The organism is Janthinobacterium sp. C22, assembly GCF_057919405.1.
The window spans coordinates 3,079,374-3,105,707 of the sequence record NZ_CP193659.1 but is presented as its reverse complement, the minus strand read 5'-3'; the positions used below and the strand labels follow the sequence as shown (position 1 = coordinate 3,105,707).

Sequence of the window (26,334 nt, the reverse complement as noted above, 5' to 3'; positions counted from 1 at the left end):
GTGTGCCGGGTTAATTGTGTGCAGGCGGACGGCGGCGCTGGTGCGCGCGCACCGCCGTGGCCATGCGGTCGAGGATCTCGGCCAGCAGCGGCTGCGAAGTGGCGAAATTGAGGCGCGCGCAGTGCGCGGCGCCCGCGTCGAAGACTTCGCCCGGGCTGAGCGCCACCCGCGCATGCTGGAGGAAGAAATCCGCCGCCGGCTGGTCCAGCTCCAGCGCGCCGCAATCGAGCCACAGCAGATACGTCCCCTGCGGCACGTGGAAGCGGATGGCCGGCAGCTCGCGGCGCAGGATCTGCGCCGCGTAGTCGCGCATGGCCAGCAGGTGCGCGAGCACGGCGTCGAGCCAGGGCTGCCCGTCGTTCCAGGCCGCCACAGTGGCGTCGATGCCCAGGTTGTTGACGGCGCCCGTCAGGCGCGCCGGCAGGCGCGCATGGAAGCGCTGCTGCAGGACCGGCGTGCCGAAATGGGCGACGGCGCAGCGCAGGCCGGCGATATTGAAGCTCTTCGTGGCGGAATTCAGGGTAACGGTGCGCGCGGCCGCCGCGTCGGACAGCGCAGCGAACGGCAGGTGCCGCGCCCCCGGGTAGACCAGGTCGGCATGGATTTCGTCCGACACCACGATCAAGTCGTGGCGCTCGGCAAAGGCCAGCACGCTTTCCAGTTCCGCGCGGCTCAGCACGCGTCCCGTCGGATTGTGCGGATTGCACAGGATCAGCATGCGCGTGCGGGCATCGACGGCGCGCGCCAGGCTCTCCAGGTCGAGCCGGTAGCCGTCGGCACCGGTGCGCATCTCCAGCGCGACCAGGCGCCGGCCCGTGCCCTCGACCGCTTCGCGGAACGGCGCATAGTGGGGCACCTGCACGATCACGCCGTCGCCCGGATCGGAAAACGCCATCACCGCGGCAAACGTCGCCTGCACCAGGTCGGGCAGGACCAGCACCTGGTCGGCCTCGGCCTGCCAGCCGTACAGGCGGCGCATGCGCGCGGCGAACGCGTGCGCCACGGCGCGGTCGGCCTTGCGCCCGTCGCGCAGGGGATAGGTGAAATCGACGCGCCGCAGCACCTGCGCCAGCGCCGCCTGCACGGCGGGCGCCGTGCCCAGGTCCATGTCGGCCACGCAGGCGGCAAGCACGCCGGGCTGGTACTGGCGCCACTTGAAGCTCTGGCGCGCCAGCAGCTGGTCCAGGGTCAGCGCCAGGCCGTCCTGCAAGATAGGGGGCTGGCGGCTCATGCTTCGGTAAACACGCGGTTCAGGAAGCCGTTGAACCAGGCCCGCAGCGCCTTGTCGTGCAGGACCCTGCCCTGCAAGTGCTGTTCGCCCTGCTGCGCGTTCGGCAGGTGGAAGCGGTGCGCGCCCTTCACCGCCCAGCGGCGCTGCATGGCCAGGGTCAGCTCGGGATGGTACTGGATGCCCCAGGCCTTCTCGCCGTAGCGGAAGGCCTGGTTGCGGTAGGCGTCGCCCTCGGCCAGCAGGATGGCGCCCTTGGGCAGCTCGAAACCCTCCATGTGGAAGTGGTACACCATGTCCGGCCACTTGGGCATGATGCGCTGGCCTTCGGCCGTCGGCTTGAGCGGATACCAGCCGATCTCCGTGATGTCGCCTTCGGCCGCCGTCACCTTGCAGCCGAGGTTCTTGGCCAGCATCTGCGCGCCCAGGCAGATGCCCAGGTACGGCCGGTTTTCCGCCAGCGGCACGGACAGCCACTCGATCTCGCGGCGGATGTGCGCGTCGCTGTCGTTCGCGCTCATCGGGCCGCCGAACGAGATCACGCCCGCATGGCCATCGAGCGTGTCGGGCAGCGGGTCGCCGCACACGGGACGGCGGATGTCGAGCTCGAAGCCCTTGTCGCGCAGCAGCTTGCCCGCGCGGCCCGGCGTCGACGCCTCCTGCCGCAAGATCGCCAGGATCGGCCGCTTGCGCCCGCGCCGGCCTTGCATCGTTTCACTCATGCTGCTCTCCTTGTAACTTGTTGCGCTGGATATAGGACTCGACCAGGCTGGCATACGGTGGCACGAACGTCACCAGCGTCTGCTGGCCCACCTTGATGGTGTCCTTGACGTCGAAATGCAGGTGGATCGGCAGCTTGTCGATCCAGTTGTTCGAAATCCTGCCGATGCGCGCGCCGCGCGCCACCGGCTGCAGCTCGCGCACGGCCAGGTCGCTGGTATTGAGGTGCACATAGCGGTACAAGGTGCCGGCGGCCGTCTGCAGGGTGACGCTGAAACGCGCGATCTGCACGATGACACCGTCGTCGGCCGCTACGGCCCAGTGAAAGTTGGCGCGGCAGGTGGCCGGCCGCAGGTCTTGCCCCTGGTGTCCGCCGGACAGGCAGAACGGCAGGTTGTCCTTGCGCAGCTCGCAAAAATTGTCGCGCCACGGATAGGCGTAGTTGGCGTCGTCGCAGGAATCGCCTGCCTTGCCGCGCTGGCCGCCCACGCCATAGAAATGCGAACTGGCGTAGGCCGCGCCCTGCTCGATGGGAAAGCGCATGTGCGGATACAGCACGGCGGTGCTGGCCACGCCGCTGCCGCTGCCGGGCAGCAGCGCGCCGGGCGGCAGGAAACGGTCATCGCCGCCGGCCAGTGCCGGCAGCGCCAGCGCACCGAGCACGCCGGCCAGCACGCCATTCAATACGGTCATCTTCATCATGGTTTTTCTCCCGCCACGAGCAGCAGCGCACGCGCCGCGTCGGCCAGATATTGCGGATCGGTGCAGCGCTTGTCCTTGAGCGGCTCGTCGCAGCTCATGCGCAGCGTGTAGGCGGCGCCGAAGCGCGTGAAGCTGTAGTCGGCGCCGTCGCCTATCGATTCGAAGGCGCCGCCCGCATGTTCGAGCTTCAGGTCACCTGGCGCGACGAGGTGCGTGGCGCTGCCGAACAGCCCCAGCTTCGCGCCGGCCGGCGCATACAGGGCCGCATAGGCCGTGCCCTGGCCATGGAAACGGGGCGCGCCCCAGTCGCCTTCGGCCGGCAGCAGCAGTACCGGAATGCGGACCTGCGCCAGCCCGGCGGGCGCCGTGGCGCGCAGCGGGCGCAGCACCGCGTCGGCCTGCGCCGCGCCGGCGCGCGCCTGGCCGGCCGCGGGCCAGTCGATCGGCGTCAGCACGCGCCGCGCCGGTTCGCCGGCGCCGGCGGCCAGCGCCGCCGCGGCACCCGCGAGCAGGCCCAGCGCGCCAAGCGCTTGCAGGAATGCCAGGCGCGCCATCTTAAAGGCTGCCCTGGTAGGCCAGCACGGTCTGCTTGAAGGACTCGGGCACGGGCTGCGTGGCCTGCTGTTCATAGTCGTACATGACGTGCACGGAAATGGCCTTGGCCATCACCACGCCCTGTTCGTCGCCGATGTGCATGACGTGCTCCATTTCAAAGCTCTTGCCGCCGAACTTGGAGACATGGCTGAGCACCAGCACCTTGTCGCCGTACTTCGCCTGGGCGATGTATTCGCACGCGGTTTTCACCATGATGTGCGGCAGCTTCTCGCTCTTCGGAATTTCCAGGATGCGGTGCATGTATTCGAGGTAGGCCGTCTGCATGTACTCGTAGTACACGGGGCTGCTGACGTGGCCCATCGAGTCGGTGTCGCGGTAACGGATGTCGAGATTGGTCTTGAAAGAGCGGCGCATCATTGTGTCCTCATGTGGCGGTTATATCCGGTCAGGCCGGCTTGGGTAGTGACATTTCGCCAATGATGCTAAGACCGATCGAGGGTGCCTCACAAGACGCAATATCTGAGGGCCGACGTCCAAATATCTGAGGAGCCGGATGGCGCACGTTGCGCTACCATCGCTGCAGAAATATTCCGGCAACAAGGACCCGGCGCATGGCGCCGCGGCTGCCGCGCCCACCGGCGCGGCCCACCGGTTTCCTCTTCCCCACCCTATTGAATGAAAGGCGCATCGATGAAAATCGCGATCCTGGCTGACCGCCTCGAGCTGTTGAACATCAAGAAAGATTCGACCTACGCGATGATGCAGGAAGCGGCCGCGCGCGGCCACGCATTGCACGTATTCGAACAGCGGCATCTGCACTGTGAAGGGGGCGTGGTCAGCGCCCATGCGGCGCGCGTGCACCTGACCGACGCGGCAGGCGCGTGGTTCCAGCGGGAGGCGGCGGCGACGCTGCCGCTGGCGCGGTACGACGCGGTGCTGGTGCGCAAGGACCCGCCGTTCGACATGGAATACCTGTACAGCACCCACCTGCTGGACATGGCGCAGCGCCAGGGCGCGCGCGTCTTCAACCGGCCATCGGCCGTGCGCGACCACAACGAGAAACTGGCGATCCTCGAATTCGCGCCGTTCTGCGCGCCGACCCTGGTCAGCCGCGAGCCGTCGCGCCTGCGCGCCTTCCACGCCGAGCACGGCGACGTGATCTTCAAGCCGCTCGACGGCATGGGCGGCGCCGGCATCTTCCGCGTGCGCGAGGACGGCATGAACCTGGGCGCCACCGTCGAAATGCTGACGCGCGACGGCGCCGTCACCATCATGGCGCAGCGCTACATTCCCGCCATCAGCGAAGGCGACAAGCGCATCCTGCTGATCGGCGGCAAGCCGGTGCCGCACGCGCTGGCGCGCATTCCGCAGGCCGGCGAGGTGCGCGGCAACCTGGCTGCCGGCGGGCGCGGCGAAGCGCGCGTGCTGACGGCGCGCGACCGCGAGATCGCCGATACCCTGGCGCCCGTGCTGGCGGCGCGCGGCCTGCTGCTGGTCGGGCTGGACGTGATCGGCGCGCATCTCACCGAAATCAATGTCACCAGTCCGACCTGCTTCCGCGAAATCATGCAGCAGACGGGTTTCGACGTGGCGGGCATGTTCATCGATGCGCTGGAAACGGCGGCATCGCTCACGCACACGAACGAGGAACAAGCATGAACAAGGTAAGCACACTGCAAAGCTGGATAGGCGGACGCTGGATGGGCAGCGAAGCGGGACTGTCGCTGCACAGCGCCATCGACAATGCGCTGATCTATCACACGCATGCCGAGTCGGTCGACGCGCAGCACGCGCTCGACTATGCGCGCCGCACCGGCGTGCCGGCATTGATGGCCCTCGACTTCCAGCAGCGGGCGGCCTGCCTGCGGGCGCTGGCATCGCACATCCAGCAGCATCGCGAGGAACTGTACACGATCGCCCACCTGAGCGGCGCCACGCGCGCCGACAGCAAGCAGGATATCTGCGCCGGCATCGGCGTGCTCAATTCCTACGCCGGCATCGCCGCCAGCGGCCTGCCTTCCGGTAACGTGCTGCACGAAGCGCCCGCCATGTCGCTGTGCCGGCGCGGCGGCGCGGCCGGCACGCACATCATGGTGCCGCGCGGCGGCGTGGCCCTGCACATCAACCCGTTCAACCTGCCCGTCTGGTCGCTGCTGGAAAAATTCGCCGCCAGCTTCCTGGCCGCCATGCCCTGCATCGTCAAGCCGGCCACCTGCACCAGCTACCTGGCCGAAGCGCTGGTGCGCCTGATCGACGCTTCCGGCCTGCTGCCGAAAGGCGCGCTGCAGCTGGCCATCGGCCCCGCCGATGCCTTGCTGGCGCGCCTGCAGGACAACGACGCCGTCAGCTTCACGGGCTCGGACGCCACCGCCACGACACTGCGCAAGCACCCCAACCTGCTGGCGCGCTCGGTGCAGCTCAGCCTGGGCGCGGCGTCGCTGAACTGCGCCATCCTGGGACCGGACGTGCGCAGCGGCGAGCCGGAATTCGAGCTGCTGGTCGACGCCATCGTGCGTTCGATGACGGTCAAGGCGGGCCAGGACGGCGCCGCCATCCGCCGCGTGATGGTGCCGCACGGGCAGATCGAAGCGCTGACGGCGCGCCTGCGCGAACGCCTGGCGGCGGTGGTGATCGGCGACCCGGCGCAGGCGGGCGTGCAAATGGGGCCGCTGGCGTCGCAGGAACAGCGCAGCGAACTGGGCGCCCGCGTGCGCGCCCTGGCCGAGGAAAGCGACATCGTCTGCGGCCAGGTGGACGGCTACGCGCCGGCAGGAGACAGGGTGCGCGACGGCGCCTTTGCCGCGCCCACCCTGCTGCTGTGCCGCGGCGGCGCGCGCGGCGACGCCGTGCATGAGATCGAGGCCTTCGGCCCCGTCTGCGCGCTGATGCCGTATGCGGACGTGGAGGAAGCGCTGGCGCTGGCCGCGCGCGGCAGGGGCAGCCTGGCCAGCACGCTGGCCACGCGCGACCCGAAGCTGGCCGCGTATGCCGTGCCGCGCCTGGCCGCCTCGCACGGGCGCGTGCTGGTGCTGGAACGCGAAGTGGCGGCGGCGGGGACGGACGTGCTGGCCTCGGCGCACCTGAAGTACGGCGGCCCTGGCCGCGCCGGCTGCGGCGAGCAGCTGGGCGGCTTGCGCGCCATCTCGCAATACCTGCAACGCTCGGCGCTGCAAGGCTCGCCCACCATGCTGACGGCCGTGACGGGCGAATACGTGCGCGGCGCCGCCGTGCGCGAAAGCGTGCAGCATCCGTTCCGCAAGCATTTCGACGAGCTGGAAGTGGGCGAATCGCTGCTGACGCACCGGCGCACCGTGTGCGAAGCGGACATCGTCGCCTTCGGCGGCATCTCGGGCGATTATTTCTACATGCATTTCGACGAGATCGCCGCGCGCGATTCGCAGTTCGGCCGGCGCATCGCGCACGGCTATTTCGTGCTGGCGGCGGCGGCCGGACTGTTCGTGTCCCCGGCGCCGGGTCCCGTGCTGGCCAACTACGGGCTCGACGACCTGCGCTTCGTCGCCCCGGTGGGCATCGGCGACACCATCCGCGCGCGCCTGACGTGCAAGCGCAAGGTCGACCGCCAGCGGCGCGACGACAAGGGCGTCGGCCAGGGCGTGGTGTCGTGGGACGTGCAGGTCACCAACCAGAACGATGAACTGGTGGCCAGCTACGACATCCTGACCCTGGTGGCCAAGCGCGGGGCCATGAGCGGCAGCCCTCAGCATTCCTGATGGCGCGGCTCAAGAAATACAAATAGCCAAGCTTATCCGCCTCTTCCAGAATGGCGGCTGACGAGATGAAGCCAACCGGGTATTTCAGGGACCAGAAGGGGTGCGGCGCGCCACTTCCGGTCCCGGGACAGCGCTGCTGTAGCAGATTCGACTGACGCTGCGCAGGCCAGCACCTGCGCCCTCCCTTCCCGTGGCTTCCCTTCTGACAAAGACGACCTTCCCATGCGACATGCCGTACCCCTTTTCCTGCTTGGCGCCAGCGCGCTGCCCATCGCCCCCTCTCCTTCGCACAGCACATGCCGGATGCGCGCGCCGGACAGGCGGCGCCGCTGGCGACCCTGCCCGAAGTCAAGCTGATCGACCAGTCCGCGCCGGACGCGCCCCTGCCGGGCATCACGCGCATTTCGCGCGAGACCCTGCAGCGCCAGCAAGCGATGGACGTGGCCGACGTCTTTGCCGGCGAAGCGGCCGTCAGCGTGGGCGGCGGCGCCGGCAATGCGCAGCGCCTCTACCTGCGCGGCGTCGATGGCGCCAACCTGAACATCAGCATCGACGGCGCGCGCCAGGGCCGCAGCCTGCACCAGCACCGGGGCGACCTGGCCGGCATCGATCCCGACCTGCTGAAACAGGTCGATATCCAGCCCGGCCCCAGCGCCGAGGCGGGGCCGGGCGCGCTGGGCGGCAGCATCCGCTTTGACACCGTCGATGCGCAGGACTTGCTGGTGCCGGGAAGGCGCGCGGGCGCCACCGTGCGCGCGGCGTACGCCAGCGCCGACGAAGCGCGGCGCGGCGCCGTCAGCGCGTACGGCATGCTGGGCGAGACGCTGGACAATAAGCTGGGCCTGCTGGCCCATGTGAGCGCCGTCAACCGCGACAACTACCGCATCGGCGGCGGTGGCGACGTGCCCCATTCGGCCGGGCGCGACCGCGACTACCTGCTCAAACTGAGTCTGCTGGAGCTGGCCGGCCACAGCCTGCGGCTGGGCGCGGCGCGCAACCGCAATGCGGGACTCTACCTGTTCGGCCGGGTCGGCAGCGACAACGGCTATGCGCCCGCGAACGCCGTGCCCACCTACCAGCGCAGCACGCGCCATACCTATACGCTGGAGCACCGCTACCAGCCGGCCGGCAATGCCCTGCTGGACTGGAAATTCAATCTGTACCAGAACGAGAACACGCTGGAAGACGTGCCCCAGGCGCGCAGCGCCAGGACGACGGAACGGGGCGGCAGCGCGCGCAATACGGCGCACCTGGCCTTGGCCGGCACGCAGCACCGCCTGACGGCCGGCGCCGACTTCATGGACGAGGAAGGCACGACGAACGGCGTGCTGGGCGCCGCCATCCTGGGAGCGGGCCGCAAAACCACGCAGACACGCAACCTGGGCCTCTTCGTGCAGGAGCGCATGCGCTGGCAAGCCGTGCAGCTGTCGCTGGGCGTGCGGCACGACCGCTACGACACCGCCTTCGGACCGCGCACCGTCAAGGGCGGCAAGACGTCGCCGAACGCCGGCGCCGAAGTGGAGCTGGGCGGCGGCGTGGGCGCCTTTGCCAGCTATGGCGAGGCGGTGCGCGCCAGCGGCATCATCCCCATCGGTTTCCTCACCAGCGTGGACAAGAAAAGCAATTTCAACAACGGCAAGCCCTTCAAGCCGGAAACCTCGGACATGCGCGAAGCGGGATTACAGTACGAAGGCGCCGATGCGCTGCAGGACGGCGACCGCCTGACCGTACGCCTCGGCTATTTCGACACCCGCATTGCCAACCTGATCGAGTGGGCCGGCCAGGGCGCAGCGTATCCCGCGTATATCCGCAACATGCCCGAGACCCTGCGTTCCAGGGGCTGGGAATGGAAGGCGCGCTGGCAGCGCGGCGGCTACGCCACGTCCTTGGGCGTGGTGCTGGCCGATACCACGCTGGGCGGCAAGCCCTTGAACCCGTCGCGCCGCGTGGGCACGGCCCTGGGCGACCGGCTCACGTGGGACAGCCACTGGCGGATGCTGCCCGGCCTCACGGCCGGCTATACCGTGAACGCCGTGCGGCGCCTGGAGGACGTGCCGCAAGCGGCGGTGCAGCGGGCCGGCTATGTGCTGCACGACGTCCAGCTGCAATGGCAGCCGGCCGCGCTGCGCGCGCTGAGCCTGGCGCTGGCCGTGCGCAACCTGGGCGACAAGCGCTACACGAGCCACAGTTCGCTCGACGGCGGCGTCGGCAATATCCTGCCGGAGCCGGGACGCGACGTGCGCGTCAGCGCGAATTACCAGTTTTAAGCGATTCCCCCTCCAATCAACCATCCTTGAAGAGAAGAGAACCATGACCCATACCACCCAAGCGGGCGCGCGCTGCGGCCTGTACCTCGTCAGCGCCGGCATCGGCGACCCCGACAGCATCACCGTCAAGGCGCAGAAAATCCTGCGCGGCGCCGATATCGTATTCGGCATCCCGCGCCTGCTCGAAGCGTTTGCCGACCTGCTCGGCGGCAAGGAGCTGCACAAGGCCGGCCACGGCCTGTTCAGTCCCCTGGCGCGGCGCGACACGCCGGAAGAGGAAGTCGACGCCATGGAAAAACAGGCGCGCGACATCATCCATGCGGCAGCGGCGGCCGGCAAGACCGTCGCCGTGCTCGACTACGGCGACGCCATGATCTTCGGGCCGCAATCGGGCTACCTGAGCGAGTTCAGCGAACTCAATCCCATCGTCATCCCTGGCATCTCCTGCTTCAATGCGGCCAATGCGGCGCTGGCCCGCGACGTCACCGGCGGCAAGCGCAGCCGCTCCGTCATCCTCGCCGCCTCGGCCGATACGCGCGACGACTACACGGGGAGCGACACCCTGGACAAGCTGGCCGCCACCGGTTCCACCCTGGTCTTCTTTACCATGCGCGCCGACCTGCCGTCGCTGGTCGAACGCCTGGCGCGCCACCTGCCCGGCAGCACGCCGCTGGCCATCGTCGCGCACGCGGGCGCCGACGCGAAACAGGCCGTGCTGCGCGCCACGCTGGACACGGTGCTGGCCCGCACGGAGAACGACAAGCCGCCGTTCGAACACCTGGTGTATGTAGGCGATTTCCTGGGCTAAGTAATCCTCAGGAAATTATTGTGAATTTATGACGAACAGAACCGGATGCTATGCAAGGCGCCCGCTGCGACGCAGTGCGAGCACTGCTAGCAGCGGGCAACGCCGCAGAGCGCCGGTTATGGAAGTCAGAAATCACAATAATTTAGGCTATGTCACCGTCAGATGTGGGAATGCTCCGAGTGTTGCCTTCAATAATGTTTCCGGCGAACGGATACGCCCGGCGTCGAGTATCCAGCGCCAGCCCAGGTAATTCGGCAGGTAGCGCGTCGCCACCCCGTGAAAGGGGCGTAGCCATTCCCGCAGGCGGCTGTGATAGGCATTGACGTGCTGCACATGCACGGCGCCCTGCACCCGGATGCCTGCGCGCAAATTGACGGCCTGGTGGCTGATCCCCGCCTCCTTTGCAAAAGCCCGGTAGGCGGCATGGCCATCGGTGAGCAACAGGATATCCTTGTCGATCATGGGCAACAAATAATGGCGCACCTGCGCCTGCGTCAGCGCTCCTTTTCCCGTGACGAAATCGAGTGTCTGCCCCGTGCGGTCGCGCGCCACCAGGATGCAGACCTGCTCATCGGAAATACCACGTTGGCTGGCATGACCGCCCCGGCGGCGCGCCGGACGGGTCAGATGCCGCGCTCCCTTTTCCGATTCGAGCACATACAGTTCGTCCGCTTCGGCAATGCCATGCAGGCAATGCGGTCGGTCCGTTTTTGCCAACGATAAAAACCGGTGGCGCCAGCGAAAGGTGGTGTTGCGGTGCACGCCCAGCTGTAACGCTGCCTTGCGCACGGAATCGGATGCCAGCAGGCAATCTGCGTAATCGAGCCACAGTGATTTATGGCGCAAGCGCGCCAGCGGCGTGCCGGTGAGCGCATTGAAGGTGCGCCCGCACGGCACGCAACGGTAGCGCTGCAGTCCGTGCGCATGGCCATGCCGGTGAGCATGATTGCTCTTGCAGGCAGGACAGTGCAATCGCTGCCGGGCCACGTTTTCGACGAGTACCGCGGCAGCGTCCTGCGGTGCGCTTCCTCGCAGCAGAGCGATACCCGCCAGGCGCTGGCGACGGTTCAGTGCGGCGAACTGGGCGATGAAGGTTTTCCATTGGCCGGTCTGCATGGAAGGCTCCCGTTTGTCTGCGATGTACAGTCAGACAGCAGGGATACAGGAAGATTCCCGGACTTCCCCTACTTAGCGGGAACAGAGCCATAATTTATTGGGGGTTACTTAGGCCAGGCGCATCCAGAGCGCCGGCGCGGCGCCTTCCGGGCCGGCCGGCGACCCTGAGGCCTCTGCCGTGCAGCGGCCCTCTTCCAGCCGCACGATGCGGTCCGCCACGTGACGGGCGATGGGCAGATTGTGCGTGATCAGCAGTAGGGCCAGGCCGCGCGCCTCCTGCACGTCGAGCAGCAGCCGCAGCACCTTCGCCTGCACCGAGGCGTCCAGCGCGGCGGTCGGTTCATCGGCCACCAGCACGGCCGGATCGCCGATCAGCGCCCGCGCGATGGCCAGACGCTGCAATTCCCCACCGCTCAAGCTGCGCGCCCGGCGCGCCAGGAACGCCGGCGTGGCCGGCAGGCGCACGTCGGCCAGCGCCCGCAGCGCCGCCGCGCGGCAGGCGTCCACGCTGCCGCGAGCCGCGATGACGAGCGGCTCGGCCACCGCCTCGAACACGGTGAAGTGGCTGGCCACCGAGGCGCCCGCATGCTGCGGCACGTAGGCGATGCCCGCCGCCGCGCCGCCCGCCTCGCGCGCCGGCGTGTCCACGCTGCCCGCATCGGCCTGCTGCAGGCCGACGAGGATGCGCGCCAGGGTCGACTTGCCCGCGCCGGAGGCGCCCACGATGACCACCGTTTCGCCCGACTGCACCTCCAGGTCCACGCCCGCCAATACCGCTTGCCCGCCCAGGCGCTTGTGCACGCCGCGCGCCGACAGCACGGTGACGATGCCGCCGCGCAGGCAGGCCACGCCCGTGGCGTCGAGCGCCGGCGCTTCCTCGCCGCAGCGCCCGATGCGCTGGCTGCAGCGGCTGGCGAAGGCGCAGCCGCGCGCGTTTTCCTCGTGCGTGCCGGCGATGCCCTGCAAGTCCTTGCCGTTCTCGCGCGGCCAGGCGCGCAAGAGGCCGCGCGTATACGGATGGCGCGGCGACGCCAGCACCGATGCGGCCGGCCCCGTTTCCACGGCGCAGCCGCCATACAGCACCAGCACGTCGCCATCGAGCGCGCGCGCCAGTTCCAGGTCGTGCGTCACCACCACCAGCTGGCGCTGCGCCGCTTCGGCGCGCAGGCGCCCGAGCACCAGCGCGCTGGCGGCGGGATCGAGCGCGGACGTCGGCTCGTCCAGCACCAGCAGTGCCGGCGCGGGCGCCAGCGCCGCCGCCAGCAGCACGCGCTGCAGCTGGCCGCCGCTGCATTGGGCCGGATAGCGACGGTGCAGGATTTCCGGCAGGCCCAGCGAAACGAGCAAGGCGCCGGCCGCCTGTTCGGCCGGCCCGCGCCGCATGCCCAGATGCCGCCGCAAAGGCGCCGCCACCTGGGCCAGCAAGGTGTGCTGGGGATTGAGGGCGTCGTGCACGTCTTGCGGCACCAGGCCCGCCTGGCGGCCGCGCCAGCGCCGCAGCGCCGTTTCGTCCGCATCCGCCAGCTGCATGCCGCCGGCGCGCAAGCTGCCGCTGCAGTGCCCCGGCGCCAGGCCGAGCAAGGCGCGCGCCAGGGTGCTCTTGCCGGCGCCCGATTCGCCGATGATCGCCAGCGGCACGCCGGGGCGCGTCTGGAAGTGTAATTGGCGCAGCAGCTGGCGGCCATCCGCCTCGACGCAGAATCCTGCCGCCGCTAGCATCGCGCGCCCTCGTCGAGGCCCTGGCCCAGCAGCGCCAGCGCGATCAGCAGCATGGCCAGGCACAGCCACGCCGCCAGGATCCAGGCGCGCGCGTCGGGATGGGCAAGATAGGGCATGGCTTCATTGAGCATGCCGCCCCAGGTCGGGGTGCGCGGATCGGCCAGGCCGAGGAAGGCCAGGCCCGCATAGTGGAACACGGCGCGGCGCACCAGGGCGACGGCCTGCACGGCCAGCAGTCCCGCCATGGCCGGCCATACGTGGCGCCGCAGCAGGTAGATGCCCGATGCCTCCGCCAGGCGCGCCGCATCCAGGCTCTCCTGGCGCCATACCTGGCGCAGGCGCAGGCGCAGCGCGCGAAATTCGGCATCCCAGCCGAATGCCGCCAGCATCGCCACCAGGGCCGGCGCACCGGGCTGCATGGCCGAGGCGATGACGATGAAGACCAGGGTGGACGGCAAGGCGCCGAACAGGTCGGCCAGCCGCAGCACGAGCGCATCGGCGGCGGGCCAGGCCAGGCCCGCCAGCGCCAGCAGCACCGCCAGCGCGATGCTGGCGGCGCTCACGGCCACGCCGATGCCCAGGGTGGGCAGCGCGGCGGCCGCCAGGCGCCGCAGGACGTCGCGGCCCAGGTCATCGGTGCCCAGCCAGTGCATGCCGTCCGGCGGCGCCAGCACGGCTTCGAAGGCGCCGCCGGACGCCGGCTGCAGCCAGCTGGCGCCGGCCAGCATGAGCGCCAGCGCCAGCAGCAGTCCCGCCCCCGCGCGCACGGAGGCGTTCATGGCGCGCGCTGCCCGCGCAGCGCCAGGCGGCCGGCCAGGACATCGGCCAGCAAGTTCATGGCGAACAGCAGCAGCCCCGTCGCCAGCAGCGCGCCGCGCACCAGCGGGTAATCGTGCTTGGCGATGGCGTCCGTCAGCGCCAGGTTGATGCCGGGATAGGCGAGGACGGTTTCCGCATACACGGCGCCCGACACCAGGCGCGCGGCCACGCCGCCCAGGCGCGACAGCACGACGGCAAGCACGTTGGGCGCCAGGTGGCGGTAGCGCAAGGCGAACGGTCCCACGCCCTGCGCGCGGGCCAGCTCCATGAAGGTGCGCTGGCGTACGCTGACGGCCGTGGCGCGCGCGCTCAGGAACACGCCGGCGGCGGCGGGCAGCGCCATGGCGCACACGGGCAGCACCAGGTGCCGCGCGCGCTCCAGCCAGGCGGCCGCACCCGTCTGCATGGAAAACGGCGCCATGGCGCCATTGCTGGGCAGCCATTGCAAGCCATAGGCGAACAGCATCACCAGGCCCATCGCCAGGGCGAACGGCGGGATGCTGTCGAGCGCCAGGGTGGCGGCCGTCAGCGCGCGGTCCGCCGCCCTGTCCTGCGCGAACGCGGCCTCGATGCCCAGCACCACGCCCAGCAGCAGGGCCAGCGCCAGCGCGCAGGCCACCAGCAGCACGGTCCACGGCAGGTACTGCGCCAGCAAGGCCGCCACCGGCATGCCATGCTGAATGGAATAGCCAAGGTCGAGCCGCAGCAGCTGCGCCAGGTGCTCCAGGTACAGCTGCCACAGCGGCTGTCCACCGCCCAGGCCGTGGCGCGCCAGCAGGGCGCCGCGTTCGGCAGCATCGAGTTCGATCAGCGCATCCTGTCCCAGCAACGCCGTGACGGGGTCGCCGGGCATGAGCAGCGGCAGCGCGAAGTCGAGGCTGACGAGCGCCAGCAAGGCCAGCGCATAGCCCGCGGCGCGCCGGCCCATGAAGGTGGTAGCGCTCAGCGTCGGCTCCCGTCTACCGCACGAACATCAATTTGTTCAGCGGCAGCGAGATGCCGACGCCGATGCCGCCCGGCGTGAACCACGGCCGCAGGCGCGCATTGGCCGCCGTGCTCCATAGCGGCGAATACAGGAAGAAGGCCGGCAATTCCTCGGCGTAGATGGCCTGGGCACGGTCGAGCAGCGCGCGCCGTGTGGCCACGTCGACGGTGCCGACCTGCTGCTGCAGCAGCTCGAGCAGATCGGCGCGGCGGAAGGCATCGCTGTAGGCGCCGTTGCCCGCCGTTTGCCGCAGCATGCTTTCCGGGTCGCCATTGCTGCCCTGGCTGACGAGGGCCAGGTCGAAATCGGCGGCGGCGATGCGCGCGCCCAGGATGCCGCTGTCCATGATGCGCACATGGACTTCCAGGCCCAGCTTTTCCAGCTGGCCGGCCAGCTGGCTGGCGGGCCGCGCCAAACTGCGCGCCGCCGCCAGGTCGAGCACCCAGGGCTTGCCGCCGCTGTCGCGCAGGCGGCCGTCCGGCGCGGCGCGGTAGCCCAGCTCCGCCAGCATGCGGCGCGCGGCAGAAAGATCGTAGGCATACGCGGCGAACGGTGCGCCGCTCTGCCAGATGCTGCCGCGCGCGAAGCGTCCCGCGGACACCTCGCCCTGCCCGTTCTCTACGACGCGCAGCAATTCCTGCCGGTCGATGCCGCGGGCGATGGCCTGGCGCAGGCGCTTGTCGTCAAACGGCGGGCGCGCATGATTGAAGCGCAGCCGCACGGGATGGCCGGAGGGTGCGCTGACCACGGTGGCGAAACGGGCCACCTCGGCCACCAGCGGCGCCGGCAGGCTGCGGATCATATCCACCTGGCCCCGTTTCAACGCCCCCACGGCAAGCGAAGGCTGCATGCGCAGGAACAGTACGCTACGCACCCTGGGCGGGCCCAGGTAGTATTCTTCGTTCGCGGTAAACAAATAGCGGCCCGCCGCCTTGTCGTACGCGCCCAGGCGGTAGGGGCCGCTGCCCACGATGTCGGCCGGTTTCACCTGCTGGGGGCGCCCAGGCGCACATACACATGCTGCGGCAGGATGAACACCGACCCGGCCAGCTGCGCCACGAAAGGCGCATACACGCGCTTCAGGCGCACGCGCACGCGCCCTTTTCCCAGATCGTCCACGCCGTCGACGGCGCTCAAATCGAACAGCGGATGCGGGTGCTGGCGCAGATAGGCAAAGGTAAACACCACGTCCGCCGCCGTGACGGGCTGGCCGTCATGCCAGCGTGCATCGGGCCGCAAGGTGAATTCGATGGTGCGATGGTCGGCGCTTTCCCGCCACGCGCTGGCCAGGCCCGGCACCAGCTTGCCGCTGGCATCGCGCCACACGAGGGTGTCGAAAATCAGGCTGGTCAGCGTATAGCCCATGCCGCCGCTGGCATGGGTGTAGGGCGTGGGCAAGCCAAAGTCGCCCTGCTCATCGGCAATGGTACAGCGCTCGATGCGCGGCGCCGGGGGCGGCCGCTGGGCGCTGGCGCCGGCACACGCCAGCGCGCCGGCAAGGAGAAGGGGGAAAAGCAAGCGAAGACGGGGCACCAGCGTTCCTGACAATCAGAAGAGAAGCCAACCCTGGCCGCCATGGGCCGGGGGCATGTGCTGCACAAGATTCCCATATGAATGAGAATTATTTACAGCTGCATATCTTATGATTGCCGCCCTGCCCAGGCAAATCGTCTTTCCGGAGGGCTGGTATCGGAAAAACCGAGGGGTGGCGTGGCCGCCTGTCCGGTCTCAGGCGCCGGAGCGGTGCAGGCGCCATAGCCGGTGCCCGCCGAACGCCAGGCATTCCAGGTCGCCCGCCACGCGCAGATGCTCCAGCGCCGCCGCGACGACGTCCTGTGGACACTGCCCGGCCAGCCACCACTGCGCCACGCCCTCGAGCGTGTCGGTGCCGTGGGGATGCCGGGCCAGGTAAGTGCGGATCAGCTGGATGGCGATGTCGATGTCGGTGGAAAAGGAAGTCATGGCATACGGTAGAGAGGTATCGTCAAAAACACGCGGACCGCGCCGACAAGGCCGCGGCCCGCGATCAGCAGCCTTACTCGCCCTGCTCCGGCGCGCGCCCGATCTCGCCGTCGAGATTGGCCAGGAACCAGGCCAGCGACGCCATCAGCGCCACGTTGCGCTTGAGGTGATCCGGGTCGACCTTGTCCAGGGTATCGGCCGGCGTGTGGTGGTAGTGGAAGTAGCTGTGGCTGTCGACCAGCGGCTCGAAGCTGGGCACGCCGCCCGTTTCCAGGCGGTGCAAGTCGCCCGTGCCCAGCGCGTCGCGGCGCGTAAACGCGTGCGCGCCCATCGGCTGCAAGGCGGCCAGCAACGGCGTAAACAGTTTTTCCGCCTTCGCTCCCACGCTGGCCTTGATGCCGAACGGGCGGCCGGCGCCGCTGTCCATCTCGATGGCCGCGTATTGTTTACCGAGCGCCTGCTTGTGGGCCTCGAAATAGGCCTGGCCGCCGCGCCCGCCGTTTTCCTCGTTCATCCAGGCGATCACGCGGATGGTGCGGCGCGGGCGGTAGTCGAGCTTTTTCAGGGTTTCCACCACGCCCATCGCCGCCACCACGCCGGCGCCGTCGTCGTGCGCACCGGTCGCCAGGTCCCAGGAATCGAGATGGCCCGAGACCACCACCACTTCGCCGGCCTTGTCCGTGCCCGGCCAGTCGGCGATGACGTTGTAGCTGTCCGCCTCGGGCAGGTTTTGCGGCGTCAGGGTCAGGTGCATTTTCAGCGGGCCGCGCGCGGCCAGGCGGCCGATCAGCAAGGCGTCTTCCACCGTGACGGCGGCGGCCGGAATGCGTTTATTCTCATCGAGGCCGGTGGCGCCCGCATGCGGGATGCGGAAGTTCGCGCCGCCCACCGAGCGCACCAGCGCGGCGGCCGCGCCCAGGTCGGCCGCCGCCTTCGGTCCGAGGAAGCGCGCGCGCGAACCCTCGCCATACGTGACGCCCGCCAGGCCCCGCTCGGCCATCTCCTGGTCGAACGGCGTGTCGATCAGCACGATGGCGCCCTTCACTTCCGGCGCGCGCGCCTTGAGTTCTTCCAGGCTCCTGACGATGATCACGGGCGCCGTCAGGCCGGCGGCCGCAGTGGCGCCGGAGCCGCCCAGGGCCGTGAGCACCACGCGCTGCGACACGCCCTGCGGACGGCCCGCGTAATCGACGATTTCCGCCGTTTCCACGCCGCGCACCCAGTGCGGCACTTTCACGGGCTGCAGGGTGACGGTGGCGCCCAGCTGGCGCATGGTGTCGGCCACCTGCCGCACGGCGGCCGCCGCGCCGGCGGAACCGGACAGGCGCGGGCCGATCAGATCCGTCATGTCGGCCAGGCGGGCGTAGGCCCAGTCGCTGTGCAGCGCCGTATCGCGCACCTGCGCCAGCGCTTGCGGCGCATTGCCCGGCGCGGCGGCAAAGGCGCCGGCGCTGGCGACGCAGCCCAGGGCGATGGATAAAACGCAACGGCGCAACGGCGCGCCAGTCAGGATGGTAGGCATGTGTTCAGTTCCAGTCAACGAGGTCGTAGCGGGTACGCCTTGGCCAAGGGGCAAGGCGCGGCGTTCTACGATAGCGTATTTATTCTGTCATTGCAGCAACTTTTGCGGGAGCGATTGCTTCTTTCCCCCGGAGTCGATTACCATCAGGATCGTGATCGCTACCGGATACCGCCATGCTCAAGGGAACACTCTGTACCGTCCGGCATTTGCAGGCCGCCGACCTGAATACCTATATTTCCCTCGTCAACGACCTGCCTTCGCGCGGCGAGTTTTTCTCGATGCAGTTCAAGTCGCCCGAGGCCATGCGGCGCGACTTCCTGCAATCGGGCTTCGTCACCGAGGACAGCGAATTGTTCCTCATCGAGGACAGGGCCCAGCACATCATCGGCACGATCACGCACTTCAAGAGCCGCACGCCAGCCTCGCGCGAGATCGGCTACCGCCTGTTCGACCGGCAGCGGGATGGGCGCGGCTACGTCAGCGAAGCGACGCGCCTGGTGGTCGACTACCTGTTCAATGCCTATCCCTACCACCGGCTGGAGCTGCTGATGGATCCGCTGAACATCGGCTCCGAGCGCATCGCGCAAAAGAACGGCTTTACCCAGGAAGGCTTGATGCGCCAGGCCTTCTTTATCAACGGCGTGATGCGCGATGTCAAAATGTACAGCCTGCTGCGGCCCGAATGGCAGGCGCGCCTGCGCTGACTTGTTACCGCCGGGGCGGGATTGTAATAAGTTGTATTAGACGTGGAACAAGCTTGCGGCAGCAGATATAGTCCAGTCCATGCAGATCATTGTGATCTCGCCGGAATGGAAGGAAATGCCATGTTGAACAAGAAACTCCTGGGTGCGGTAATGGTTGCGGCAGTGGCTGTGTCTTCGGCCGCAGTCGCCGGTGACCGCGACTTCAATACCGTTGCAGGCGCCGTTGTCGGGGCGGCCATTGGCAACAGCACCGGCGGGCGCAATGGCGCGATCGTCGGTGGCGTGCTGGGCGCCGCCGTCGGCAACAGCATCAGCACGAATGACCGCTATTACGACCGTGGCGGCTATCGCGGCGGCTACCGCGAAACCTATTATGCGCCTGCGCCGCAACCGGTGTACTACGCCCCTGCCCCGCAGCCCGTGTATTACGCGCCGCCTCCGCGCTACTATGGCCCGCCGGCGGTCGTCTACGTGCAACCGGGCCGCGGCTACTACCGCGGCCATGGCCGCCACGACTACTATGACCGTGGTCACGGCCACGGCTGGGGCCATCGCCGTTAAGCATCGCCCTGCCCCTGCACCATGCAAAACCTGCGCCAGCCTGCTGCCGCAGGTTTTTTTGCAAGATAGGCAAGGTATCGCCACTGCACATTATCGGCTAAGCTGTGTCCTATGATCAACATTCCTGGCCGCCTGGACCGCACCAACCGATGCATTTAATCAAAGACGCACTCGACTTCGGCCCCTGGCTCGACGCCGCCGCCGGCACCAGCGTGGGTGCCGGCCTCCTGCCACGCCGCGAGAACCAGGACAACTTCCTGCTGATCGATGCCAGCGGCCACGCCGTCTGCCTGTCGCGCCAGGCGCCGTTCCACTGCCAGGTGCCGGGCTGGCCGCGCGGCCACGTGCGCGCCGCCGTGCTCGACGGCATGGGCGGCCACGGCCTTGGGCGTGAAGCGGCGGAAGCGGCAGTGCAAGGCTTGCTGGCCGTACCTGCCTGCCTCGACACGGCCAGCCTGGCAGCCAAACTCGACGAGTTGCACACGCGCTTGCAGGACACCTTCGCCAGGACGGCGCCCGCCCAGGCGCGCCCGCCCGGCACCACCCTGACCTTGCTGGAAGTGCCGCCCGGCGAAGCGCCGCTGCTGTATCACGTGGGCGATTCACGCCTGTATGAAATTGCCGACGGGAAGGCCAGCATCCTCACCGTCGACCACGTGCCGGCCACCGTGTACGCCATGCGCGGCGCGCTCGACGAGACGCGCTGGCGCGCCGCCGTGCACGGCGAGCACCATCCGCAAATCTCGCAGGCCTTTATTTTAGGCAACGCCATCAGCGACAGCCTGCAGCTCGACAAGCCGCTGCGCGGCCTCGATGCGGCCGCCTTGCCGCCCTTCCTGGCCCACCTGGGCGACCGCCGCGTGCTGCGCGTGCGCCCCGGCGCCCACTATCTGCTGGCCAGCGACGGTTTCTGGGCCTGCGACGATCCGCTGACCCTCACGGCCCGCTGGCCCGCCTTGTGTGCCGGCAAGACCGCGGCTCAGGCCGTCCGCGCCCTGTTCGACGACTTTCTCTCCCACCCGCCAAAAGGCTTGCATAGCGACAACATTACCGTGGTGGCGTTGCGCTTCGATGCGGAGTTCACCGCCGCAGCCGGCTAGCGGCCAGGTAGCCGGCCGTGGCCGACACGGCCGACAAGGCGACGCCCCAGGCCATGTCGATCGCCGTCAAGGCCAGCGGCCAGCCGCGCAAGGTCGCATAGTTACTCAAATCATAGGTGCCGTAGGCCAGCAGTCCCAGCAGCGCGCCCAGCGCCGCCGCCGTGCGCCCGCGGCGCGCGCGCAATCCCGGCAGGATGGCAAAGACCAGCAGCCCCGCCACGTACAGCAGGTAAAACAGCACGGCCGGCGCCCAGCGGGGCGTGTCCGCCAATAGCGGGCCCAGCGCCGCGGCGTACACGGGGCGCATCAGCACGGCCAGCCACAGGGCGTCGATGGCCAGAAATACGCACAAGGCGGCGCCATAGGCAATGGCAAGCTGGAACGGGCGTTGGACAGGCATGGTCGTCTTTCGGCGTCAGGCAGTTGGGGAACAGTTGCGCCAGCATAATGCAAAACGTCGCCACGCTCACGACGGCCCGCATGAAAGGAACCACCGCCGCGGCGCGCGGTCTGACGAAAGGACCTCGCCAACGTCACAGGAGCATGCCATGAGCAACACCATCGCTACACCGCAGGCCGGCACCGCCGGCGCGCCCGACTATGCCGCCATCAAGCAGCGCCAGCAAGCAGGCTGGGCCAGCGGCGACTTCGCCGTCATCGGCGTGACCCTGCAGCCGGTCGGCGAGTCGCTGGCCGAGGCCGCCGACATCCGCGCCAACGAAGACGTCATCGACATCGCCGCCGGCAACGGCAACGCCACCTTGGCGGCGGCGCGCCGCTTTGCCCGGGTCGTGTCCACCGATTATGTGCCGGCGCTGCTGGACAAGGGCCGCGCGCGCGCCGGGGCGGAAGGGCTGGCCGTGACCTTCCGCGTGGCCGATGCCGAAGCCCTGCCCTTCGCCGATGCCAGCTTCGACGCGGCCCTGTCGACCTTTGGCGTCATGTTCACGCCCGACCACCGGCGCGCGGCCAGCGAAATGCTGCGCGTGCTGCGTCCCGGCGGACGCATCGGCATGGCCAACTGGACCCCGGACGGCTTTATCGGCCAGCTCTTCAAGACCATCGGCAAATATGTGCCGCCCCCGGCGGGCGTCGTGTCGCCGGCCCGCTGGGGCGAGGAAGCGTATGTGCGCGACCTGTTCGGCCAGGCGGCAGAGCAGGTGCACAGCCAGCGCAAGGTCTTCAATTTCCGTTATGCCTCCGCTCACCACTGGGTGCAGGTCTTCCGCGATTATTACGGCCCCGTCCACAAGGCCTTTGCCACGCTGGACGCGGGTGGCGCCGAGGCGCTGGAGCAGGATCTGTTCGCCCTGCTCGAACGGCTGAATACGGCGGGCGCCCACTCGCTGGTGGTGCCGGGCGAGTATCTGGAAGTCATCGTCAGCAAACGGCGCAGCTGAACGCAGCGGGACTGGCAATATCAAAATAACATATCCGAAAAGACATAAAATGTGTTTTTGAGCAATAGTTTCCATGGCGTGCATGACAAGGTGTGACCAGGGACATGAATTTGGGCAAAAAGAGCGCATTCGGCGCCGCGAAAGTTGCCAAGCAGCGGCAAAAGCGCGTAAGCTCTCATGTATAACAGAGGGCAAAATGTCCCCGCTCGATTCGAGTCAGAATGTCATGAAAAAATGCAGCAACCCGGAGCACCCGCACTGTACGTTCTGGGTCTTGCCTGGGGAAACAGTCTGCGCGGGCAACCATCCGCAAGCGACGACTGCTCCCAGCAGCTACGACCTGTTGACCGCACTGCGCAGCGCCCGTTCCGAGCCATCGGCAACGGCGCTTCCGCACGCCCGTGCGCATGATGCCGGGCTGCGCGATGCGGTGATACGCGATGCGGCTCAAGCAGTGAGCAGCCCCGTGCCGGCCTCGGCCGGCCTGGCGGCATTTCCCCCAGTGCCAGTTGCACAGCCCGCCACTGCGCCGGCCTACCAGCCGATACAGGCCCACCTGCACATCAGCGGCTTCGATCCCCGCGCGGCAGGCGGACGGCAAACCCTGAAAATGGAATTGCGCGGCATGAGCGCCACCTGCGCGCCGCAGCTGACATTGCGCCTGCGCTCGGACCTGATCCCGCGCGGCTTTGTCCAGCATGATTTCGTGCGCGCCACGCGCGGCGACTGGCGTCCCGTATTCGTCGAGTTTTCCTCGCGCAACAAGGAACACGGGCAATACCAGATCGAGGTGGAAGTGCACAGCCACGTCGATGGCGCCGTGGCGCAGAAATGGGTGTGCACCTTCGTCATCCTCGTGCCGCGCCGCGACGCCACCCTGACGGAAATCCACCAGATCTTCCTCAGCACGCACAAGAACGTGCGCGTGATGGCCGACGATGCCTCGATCGCCCGCGTGACGGGCGGCGACGGCTGCAACCTCGACGTCACCGCGCGCAATGCCGGCATCGCCCACGTGGATTTGTCAGCCCCGCAAGGCAAGATCGACATGGGTTTTACCACCATCGCCTGGGACGAAGAGCTGATCGAAGTCGACCTGCCCGCCGCCAGCCACTGCCATCCGCACCCGAGCCAGGCCGCTTGCCTCGTCAATGCGGCGCCGGAAGCGGGCGAGCAGCGCCAGATCCGCCTGTTCGCGCTGGAAGAATGCATGCTGGGGCGTTTCGAGCTGGTGGACCCGGAAGCCGATGTGCTGCTCAGCCATTTCAGCCCCGACGGCCAGGACAACAATGGCTTGACGCGCCGCCTGTCGGGCCGTCACGCCATCATCCGGCGCAGCCAGCAAGGCTTTGAAATCGAGGACGTGTCGCGCTACGGCATGCTGCTCGACGGCGTCTGGCCGGGCAAGCACAAACCCGTCGCCCTGCGCCTGGGCATGCGCATTGAATTGTCTGCCAGCATCAAGGGCATCGTCGTGCTCAGCGTCACGGCCATCCTCGCGCATGGCGTGATCCTGCACCGCATCGACCACGGCGCCCGCGCCGAGTGTTTTTACCTGCTGCTGCCCGACACCGAACCCACGCCGGCCAGCCACCTGGCCACGCCGCAGGCCAGCTGCCTTCCCGTGCTGTTCCACCGCAACGGCGGTTTCTGGCACCTGGACGCGGCCAGCGGCAAGGAAACCGCGCTGGCCCCCGCCACCGCCCTCGACAAGCTCAGCGGCTTTGCGCGGCACAACCGCTTCGCCAGCGAACCGTATCCGGAATGCTGGATCATCCGCACCGAAGGCGCGGCCCTTTGCGATAGCACCATGCAAACTGCGTAGTAACACTGTTGTAAATCTGCAGTTATCCGCAAGGCTTTAGCGTGGTATCAGTACGAGAAAAATCATCGACAACCCCAGAATAAACACCGCTTCCAGCGTAAACACGATGGCGGGAATCTGCAATTCGCGCGGGATTTTCATGGCGAGACCTCTTCAAAACGTGGTACTGCTTTCAGCATAGCGCGCCCTGCGCCAAATACATTATCAGCCGCACAACACACTTGGCCGGCCGGCATCAGACGCCGAGTCCGTCACCACGTCCATTCCGACACATAATTTAACACTTTAATAGCAGATATTGCGCAAATAGCCCACAGCGACGCCCCTGCGTACTGTATATTCATCCAGTTAATATTTCCCGTACTTCACAAAGCGCCCGCACGGCGTTTTACATTTCCTATGGCTTCCAACAAAGCGCACCATGCGACCGGTTGGGCTGCCGGCGTGATCGCCGCGGCCCTGGTCGCGCACGCTGGCGCCGGCGGCCCCTATCAAGTGCTGAGCATGCTCGCCTTTGTCATGGGGGCGCTGGGCGGCACGGCGCCGGACTGGCTGGAAGTGGCCTGGTGGGCGCGCACGCACCGGCTGTGGATCACGCACCGCACGTGGACCCACTGGGGCCTGGCCTGGATCGCCCTGCTCGTCTACACATATCTGCAATTGCCGCACCACCTGTGGGCGCCGCCCCTGTTCGGCTTTGCCGCGGGCGGCATCATGCATCTGCTGGCCGACTGGCCCAATCCGCTGGGCGTGCCGTGGATTTTCCGCCGCCACTCGCTGCGCTGGTGGAAAAGCGGGCGCCACGACATCATCGTCATCATCGCCGCCTGGCTCGCCGCCACCGTCGTGGCCGACCACGTGTTTTTTGACGGCATCCACTGGCAGCGCAGCGTGCTGGCGTTCGAGGGCCTGCTGCACTGGTCCGCCACGGCCCTGCAGCAAGCCTGGGCGGATCTGCAACAGTGGCAGGAGCGCTGGCGCCTTGGTGGCTGACGCCGATTGACGCCGCCCGCATGGCAATGTGATAATGAGTATCATTCTCAAACAGCCCAGCCAGCCGGCACCCCGCGTTCCGTCAGCCCAGCCCATCCCTTGCCTGGAGAACGCAGTGAGTACCGTCCGTCCCACCCATGCCAGCCACCTGAACACTCTGTACAGCGAACACCACGGCTGGCTGTATGGCTGGCTGCGCGGCAAGCTGGGCAACCGCGCCGAGGCGGCCGACCTGGCGCAGGACACTTTTTACGCCTGCTGGGCAAGCGCGAGGTGACACCGCTGGCGCCCCTGCGCGAGCCGCGCGGCTACCTGGCGACCATCGCGCGCGGCTTGCTGATCGACCGCTACCGGCGCCAGGCGCTGGAACAGGCCTACCTGGAAGCGCTGGCCCAACAAGCCGAGCCGATATCGATGTGCGCCGAAACGCATGCCATCATCATCGAAACCCTGCTCGCCATCGACCGCCTGCTCGACCGCCTGGGCGCGCGCACGCGGGCCATCTTCCTGCTGGCGCAAATCGAAGAACTGAGCTATGTGGACATCAGCCGGCGCCTGGGCGTGTCCCTGCCCACCGTGAAAAAGCACCTGGTGCGCGCCTACACGGAATGCCTGATGCTGGCGGCCGGCTGATGTTTTCCCCTTCCGCCCCGCAGTCAGCCCCAATCGCCCGCAAGGTGCTGGCCGCCGCCGCCCACTGGCATGTGGAACTCCAGTGCGGCAGCGCCGACCCGGCCGCCCTGCGGGCATGGCGCGACGCCAGCGCCGAGCATGAACGGGCCTGGGAACTGCTGCAGCGCATGGACGGCCAGCTGGCCACGATACCGCCGGCGCTGGCAATTCCCGCCCTGCAGGCGGCGCAGCAGCGCCGGCGCAGCGCCGCGAAAGTGCTGGCCCTGCTGCTGGCGGCCGGCGGCGGTATCGTGCTGGGCCAGGCGGGCCTGCAGTCCGCCCCTGGCAAGCGTGGACGGCGTCCTTGCGCACGGCGCCGGGCCAGCGCCGCCACGTGGCGCTGGCCGATGGCGGGCATATGGAAATGAACACGGACAGCGCCGTCGACGTCGACTACAGCGCCGCGCGCCGCCGCATCCGCCTGCACCATGGCGAAATCATGATCACGACGGCGCCCGATGCGCGCCCCTTCCTCGTCGACACGCCGCACGGCGTGATCCGCGCGCTGGGCACGCGCTTCGGCGTGCGCTGCGATGCGGACGGCAGCGTCGTCAGCGTCTTCGAGCATGCCGTGGAAGTACGCTGCGCGGCGCGCCCGGACGCCGTGCGCCGCCTGGAAGCGGGCCAGCAGCTGCGCTTTGGCGACACTGGCCCGGATGATGCGCAGGCCACGCAAGCGCACCAGGACAGCTGGCTGCGCGGCATGCTGGTGGCCGCCGACTGGCCCCTGCAACGGCTGGTCACGGAACTGGCGCGCTACCGGCGCGGGCGCCTGGCCTGCGACGCCGGCGTGGCGCGGCGCCCCGTCACGGGCACCTACCGGCTCGACGATATCGACGCCGTGCTGGAAAGCCTGTGCGCCTCGCACGGGCTGCAAGTGACCTACTTCACGCGCTACTGGGCCACCGTGTCGGCCCGGTCAACGTAATTATTTTCAGTTTTTTT

Annotated in this window: 26 protein-coding genes and 1 pseudogene; 13 read left to right on the top strand and 14 right to left on the bottom strand. The window is 68.3% G+C overall.

Annotated features, from left to right (window positions below):
* Nucleotides 1-10: 10 nt before the first annotated feature.
* The 5 genes from ACRHIG_RS14515 to ACRHIG_RS14495 are packed head-to-tail and all read right to left on the bottom strand — an operon-like array spanning nt 11 to nt 3,622.
* Nucleotides 11-1,231 (bottom strand): MalY/PatB family protein, encoded by a 1,221-nt coding sequence (locus ACRHIG_RS14515; protein ID WP_489630570.1) that lies wholly within the window; start codon nt 1,229-1,231, stop codon nt 11-13.
* The gene (locus ACRHIG_RS14510; protein WP_475416168.1) at nt 1,228-1,950 is read right to left on the bottom strand and encodes a glutamine amidotransferase; all 723 of its coding nucleotides are present in this window, start codon (nt 1,948-1,950) and stop codon (nt 1,228-1,230) included. The genes ACRHIG_RS14515 and ACRHIG_RS14510 overlap by 4 nt, the downstream gene beginning before the upstream one ends.
* On the bottom strand, nt 1,943-2,650 hold the full coding sequence (locus ACRHIG_RS14505) for a peptidoglycan DD-metalloendopeptidase family protein (protein WP_475416167.1): 708 nt from the start codon (nt 2,648-2,650) through the stop codon (nt 1,943-1,945). Before ACRHIG_RS14505 ends, ACRHIG_RS14510 begins: the two co-directional genes overlap by 8 nt.
* A complete protein-coding gene (locus ACRHIG_RS14500; RefSeq protein WP_489630569.1) occupies nt 2,647-3,204 on the bottom strand; it encodes a hypothetical protein in 558 nt (185 codons plus the stop codon). Before ACRHIG_RS14500 ends, ACRHIG_RS14505 begins: the two co-directional genes overlap by 4 nt.
* Nucleotide 3,205: 1 nt before the next feature.
* Nucleotides 3,206-3,622, bottom strand: a complete 417-nt coding sequence (locus ACRHIG_RS14495; protein WP_489630568.1) for an acyl-CoA thioesterase — start codon at nt 3,620-3,622, stop codon at nt 3,206-3,208.
* Between the two features lie 273 nt (nt 3,623-3,895).
* Here ACRHIG_RS14495 and gshB point away from each other — a divergent pair, with 273 nt between their 5' ends.
* From gshB to ACRHIG_RS14475, 4 genes are all read left to right on the top strand, one after another.
* Nucleotides 3,896-4,864: a glutathione synthase gene (gene gshB, locus ACRHIG_RS14490; RefSeq protein WP_489630567.1), complete on the top strand. Its 969-nt coding sequence runs from the start codon at nt 3,896-3,898 to the stop codon at nt 4,862-4,864.
* Entirely contained in the window at nt 4,861-6,936 is a 2,076-nt protein-coding gene (gene paaZ / locus ACRHIG_RS14485; RefSeq protein WP_489630566.1) for a phenylacetic acid degradation bifunctional protein PaaZ, read from the top strand. Before gshB ends, paaZ begins: the two co-directional genes overlap by 4 nt.
* A 296-nt stretch (nt 6,937-7,232) precedes the next feature.
* The gene (locus ACRHIG_RS14480; RefSeq protein ID WP_489630565.1) at nt 7,233-9,203 is read left to right on the top strand and encodes a TonB-dependent receptor domain-containing protein; all 1,971 of its coding nucleotides are present in this window, start codon (nt 7,233-7,235) and stop codon (nt 9,201-9,203) included.
* Between the two features lie 43 nt (nt 9,204-9,246).
* Nucleotides 9,247-10,011: an SAM-dependent methyltransferase gene (locus tag ACRHIG_RS14475; RefSeq protein ID WP_489630564.1), complete on the top strand. Its 765-nt coding sequence runs from the start codon at nt 9,247-9,249 to the stop codon at nt 10,009-10,011.
* A gap of 147 nt (nt 10,012-10,158) precedes the next feature.
* Here the strand turns inward: ACRHIG_RS14475 and ACRHIG_RS14470 are convergent, their stop codons facing one another.
* The 8 genes from ACRHIG_RS14470 to ACRHIG_RS14435 all read right to left on the bottom strand — a co-directional run bounded on the left by ACRHIG_RS14470 (nt 10,159) and on the right by ACRHIG_RS14435 (nt 18,134).
* Nucleotides 10,159-11,127, bottom strand: coding sequence for an IS1595 family transposase (locus ACRHIG_RS14470; RefSeq protein ID WP_489630563.1), 969 nt, complete (start codon nt 11,125-11,127; stop codon nt 10,159-10,161).
* Between the two features lie 108 nt (nt 11,128-11,235).
* The gene (locus ACRHIG_RS14465) at nt 11,236-12,846 is read right to left on the bottom strand and encodes an ABC transporter ATP-binding protein (RefSeq protein ID WP_489630562.1); all 1,611 of its coding nucleotides are present in this window, start codon (nt 12,844-12,846) and stop codon (nt 11,236-11,238) included.
* A complete protein-coding gene (locus ACRHIG_RS14460) occupies nt 12,840-13,625 on the bottom strand; it encodes an ABC transporter permease (RefSeq protein ID WP_475413931.1) in 786 nt (261 codons plus the stop codon). The genes ACRHIG_RS14465 and ACRHIG_RS14460 overlap by 7 nt, the downstream gene beginning before the upstream one ends.
* The gene (locus ACRHIG_RS14455) at nt 13,622-14,593 is read right to left on the bottom strand and encodes an ABC transporter permease (protein WP_489630561.1); all 972 of its coding nucleotides are present in this window, start codon (nt 14,591-14,593) and stop codon (nt 13,622-13,624) included. The genes ACRHIG_RS14460 and ACRHIG_RS14455 overlap by 4 nt, the downstream gene beginning before the upstream one ends.
* Before the next feature lie 31 nt (nt 14,594-14,624).
* Nucleotides 14,625-15,638, bottom strand: a complete 1,014-nt coding sequence (locus ACRHIG_RS14450) for an ABC transporter substrate-binding protein (protein WP_489630560.1) — start codon at nt 15,636-15,638, stop codon at nt 14,625-14,627.
* Nucleotides 15,635-16,183: an ABC transporter substrate-binding protein gene (locus ACRHIG_RS14445; RefSeq protein WP_489630559.1), complete on the bottom strand. Its 549-nt coding sequence runs from the start codon at nt 16,181-16,183 to the stop codon at nt 15,635-15,637. The genes ACRHIG_RS14450 and ACRHIG_RS14445 overlap by 4 nt, the downstream gene beginning before the upstream one ends.
* Nucleotides 16,184-16,378: 195 nt before the next feature.
* Entirely contained in the window at nt 16,379-16,612 is a 234-nt protein-coding gene (locus ACRHIG_RS14440) for a hypothetical protein (RefSeq protein ID WP_475413934.1), read from the bottom strand.
* Between the two features lie 73 nt (nt 16,613-16,685).
* Nucleotides 16,686-18,134 (bottom strand): M20/M25/M40 family metallo-hydrolase, encoded by a 1,449-nt coding sequence (locus ACRHIG_RS14435; protein WP_489630558.1) that lies wholly within the window; start codon nt 18,132-18,134, stop codon nt 16,686-16,688.
* Nucleotides 18,135-18,307: 173 nt separating this feature from the next.
* Between ACRHIG_RS14435 and ACRHIG_RS14430 the strand changes: the two genes are divergently transcribed.
* The 3 genes from ACRHIG_RS14430 (at nt 18,308) to ACRHIG_RS14420 (ending at nt 20,499) form a co-directional block, all read left to right on the top strand.
* The gene (locus ACRHIG_RS14430; protein ID WP_475413936.1) at nt 18,308-18,838 is read left to right on the top strand and encodes a GNAT family N-acetyltransferase; all 531 of its coding nucleotides are present in this window, start codon (nt 18,308-18,310) and stop codon (nt 18,836-18,838) included.
* A gap of 168 nt (nt 18,839-19,006) precedes the next feature.
* Entirely contained in the window at nt 19,007-19,399 is a 393-nt protein-coding gene (locus tag ACRHIG_RS14425; protein WP_475413937.1) for a glycine zipper 2TM domain-containing protein, read from the top strand.
* 149 nt (nt 19,400-19,548) lie between these two features.
* Nucleotides 19,549-20,499, top strand: coding sequence for a PP2C family protein-serine/threonine phosphatase (locus ACRHIG_RS14420; RefSeq protein WP_489630557.1), 951 nt, complete (start codon nt 19,549-19,551; stop codon nt 20,497-20,499).
* Here ACRHIG_RS14420 and ACRHIG_RS14415 read toward each other — a convergent pair.
* A complete protein-coding gene (locus ACRHIG_RS14415) occupies nt 20,480-20,899 on the bottom strand; it encodes a DUF2177 family protein (protein WP_489630556.1) in 420 nt (139 codons plus the stop codon). The two genes, ACRHIG_RS14420 and ACRHIG_RS14415, sit on opposite strands and share 20 nt — an antisense overlap.
* Nucleotides 20,900-21,047: 148 nt before the next feature.
* On the opposite strand from ACRHIG_RS14415, the gene ACRHIG_RS14410 reads away from it, so the two are divergent.
* The 6 genes and pseudogenes from ACRHIG_RS14410 to ACRHIG_RS14385 all read left to right on the top strand — a co-directional run bounded on the left by ACRHIG_RS14410 (nt 21,048) and on the right by ACRHIG_RS14385 (nt 26,317).
* The gene (locus ACRHIG_RS14410; protein WP_475413940.1) at nt 21,048-21,899 is read left to right on the top strand and encodes a class I SAM-dependent methyltransferase; all 852 of its coding nucleotides are present in this window, start codon (nt 21,048-21,050) and stop codon (nt 21,897-21,899) included.
* Nucleotides 21,900-22,125: 226 nt separating this feature from the next.
* Nucleotides 22,126-23,724 carry an FHA domain-containing protein gene (locus ACRHIG_RS14405; protein WP_489630555.1) on the top strand — a complete coding sequence of 533 codons (1,599 nt, stop codon included), beginning with the start codon at nt 22,126-22,128 and terminating at the stop codon, nt 23,722-23,724.
* Nucleotides 23,725-24,123: 399 nt separating this feature from the next.
* Nucleotides 24,124-24,717 carry a metal-dependent hydrolase gene (locus ACRHIG_RS14400; protein WP_475413942.1) on the top strand — a complete coding sequence of 198 codons (594 nt, stop codon included), beginning with the start codon at nt 24,124-24,126 and terminating at the stop codon, nt 24,715-24,717.
* 115 nt (nt 24,718-24,832) lie between these two features.
* Nucleotides 24,833-25,350: pseudogene (locus ACRHIG_RS14395) on the top strand (sigma-70 family RNA polymerase sigma factor).
* Nucleotides 25,350-25,757 (top strand): DUF4880 domain-containing protein, encoded by a 408-nt coding sequence (locus ACRHIG_RS14390; RefSeq protein ID WP_489630554.1) that lies wholly within the window; start codon nt 25,350-25,352, stop codon nt 25,755-25,757. The pseudogene ACRHIG_RS14395 and the gene ACRHIG_RS14390 overlap by 1 nt, the downstream one beginning before the upstream one ends.
* The gene (locus ACRHIG_RS14385; protein ID WP_489630553.1) at nt 25,694-26,317 is read left to right on the top strand and encodes a FecR domain-containing protein; all 624 of its coding nucleotides are present in this window, start codon (nt 25,694-25,696) and stop codon (nt 26,315-26,317) included. The genes ACRHIG_RS14390 and ACRHIG_RS14385 overlap by 64 nt, the downstream gene beginning before the upstream one ends.
* Nucleotides 26,318-26,334: the final 17 nt, after the last annotated feature.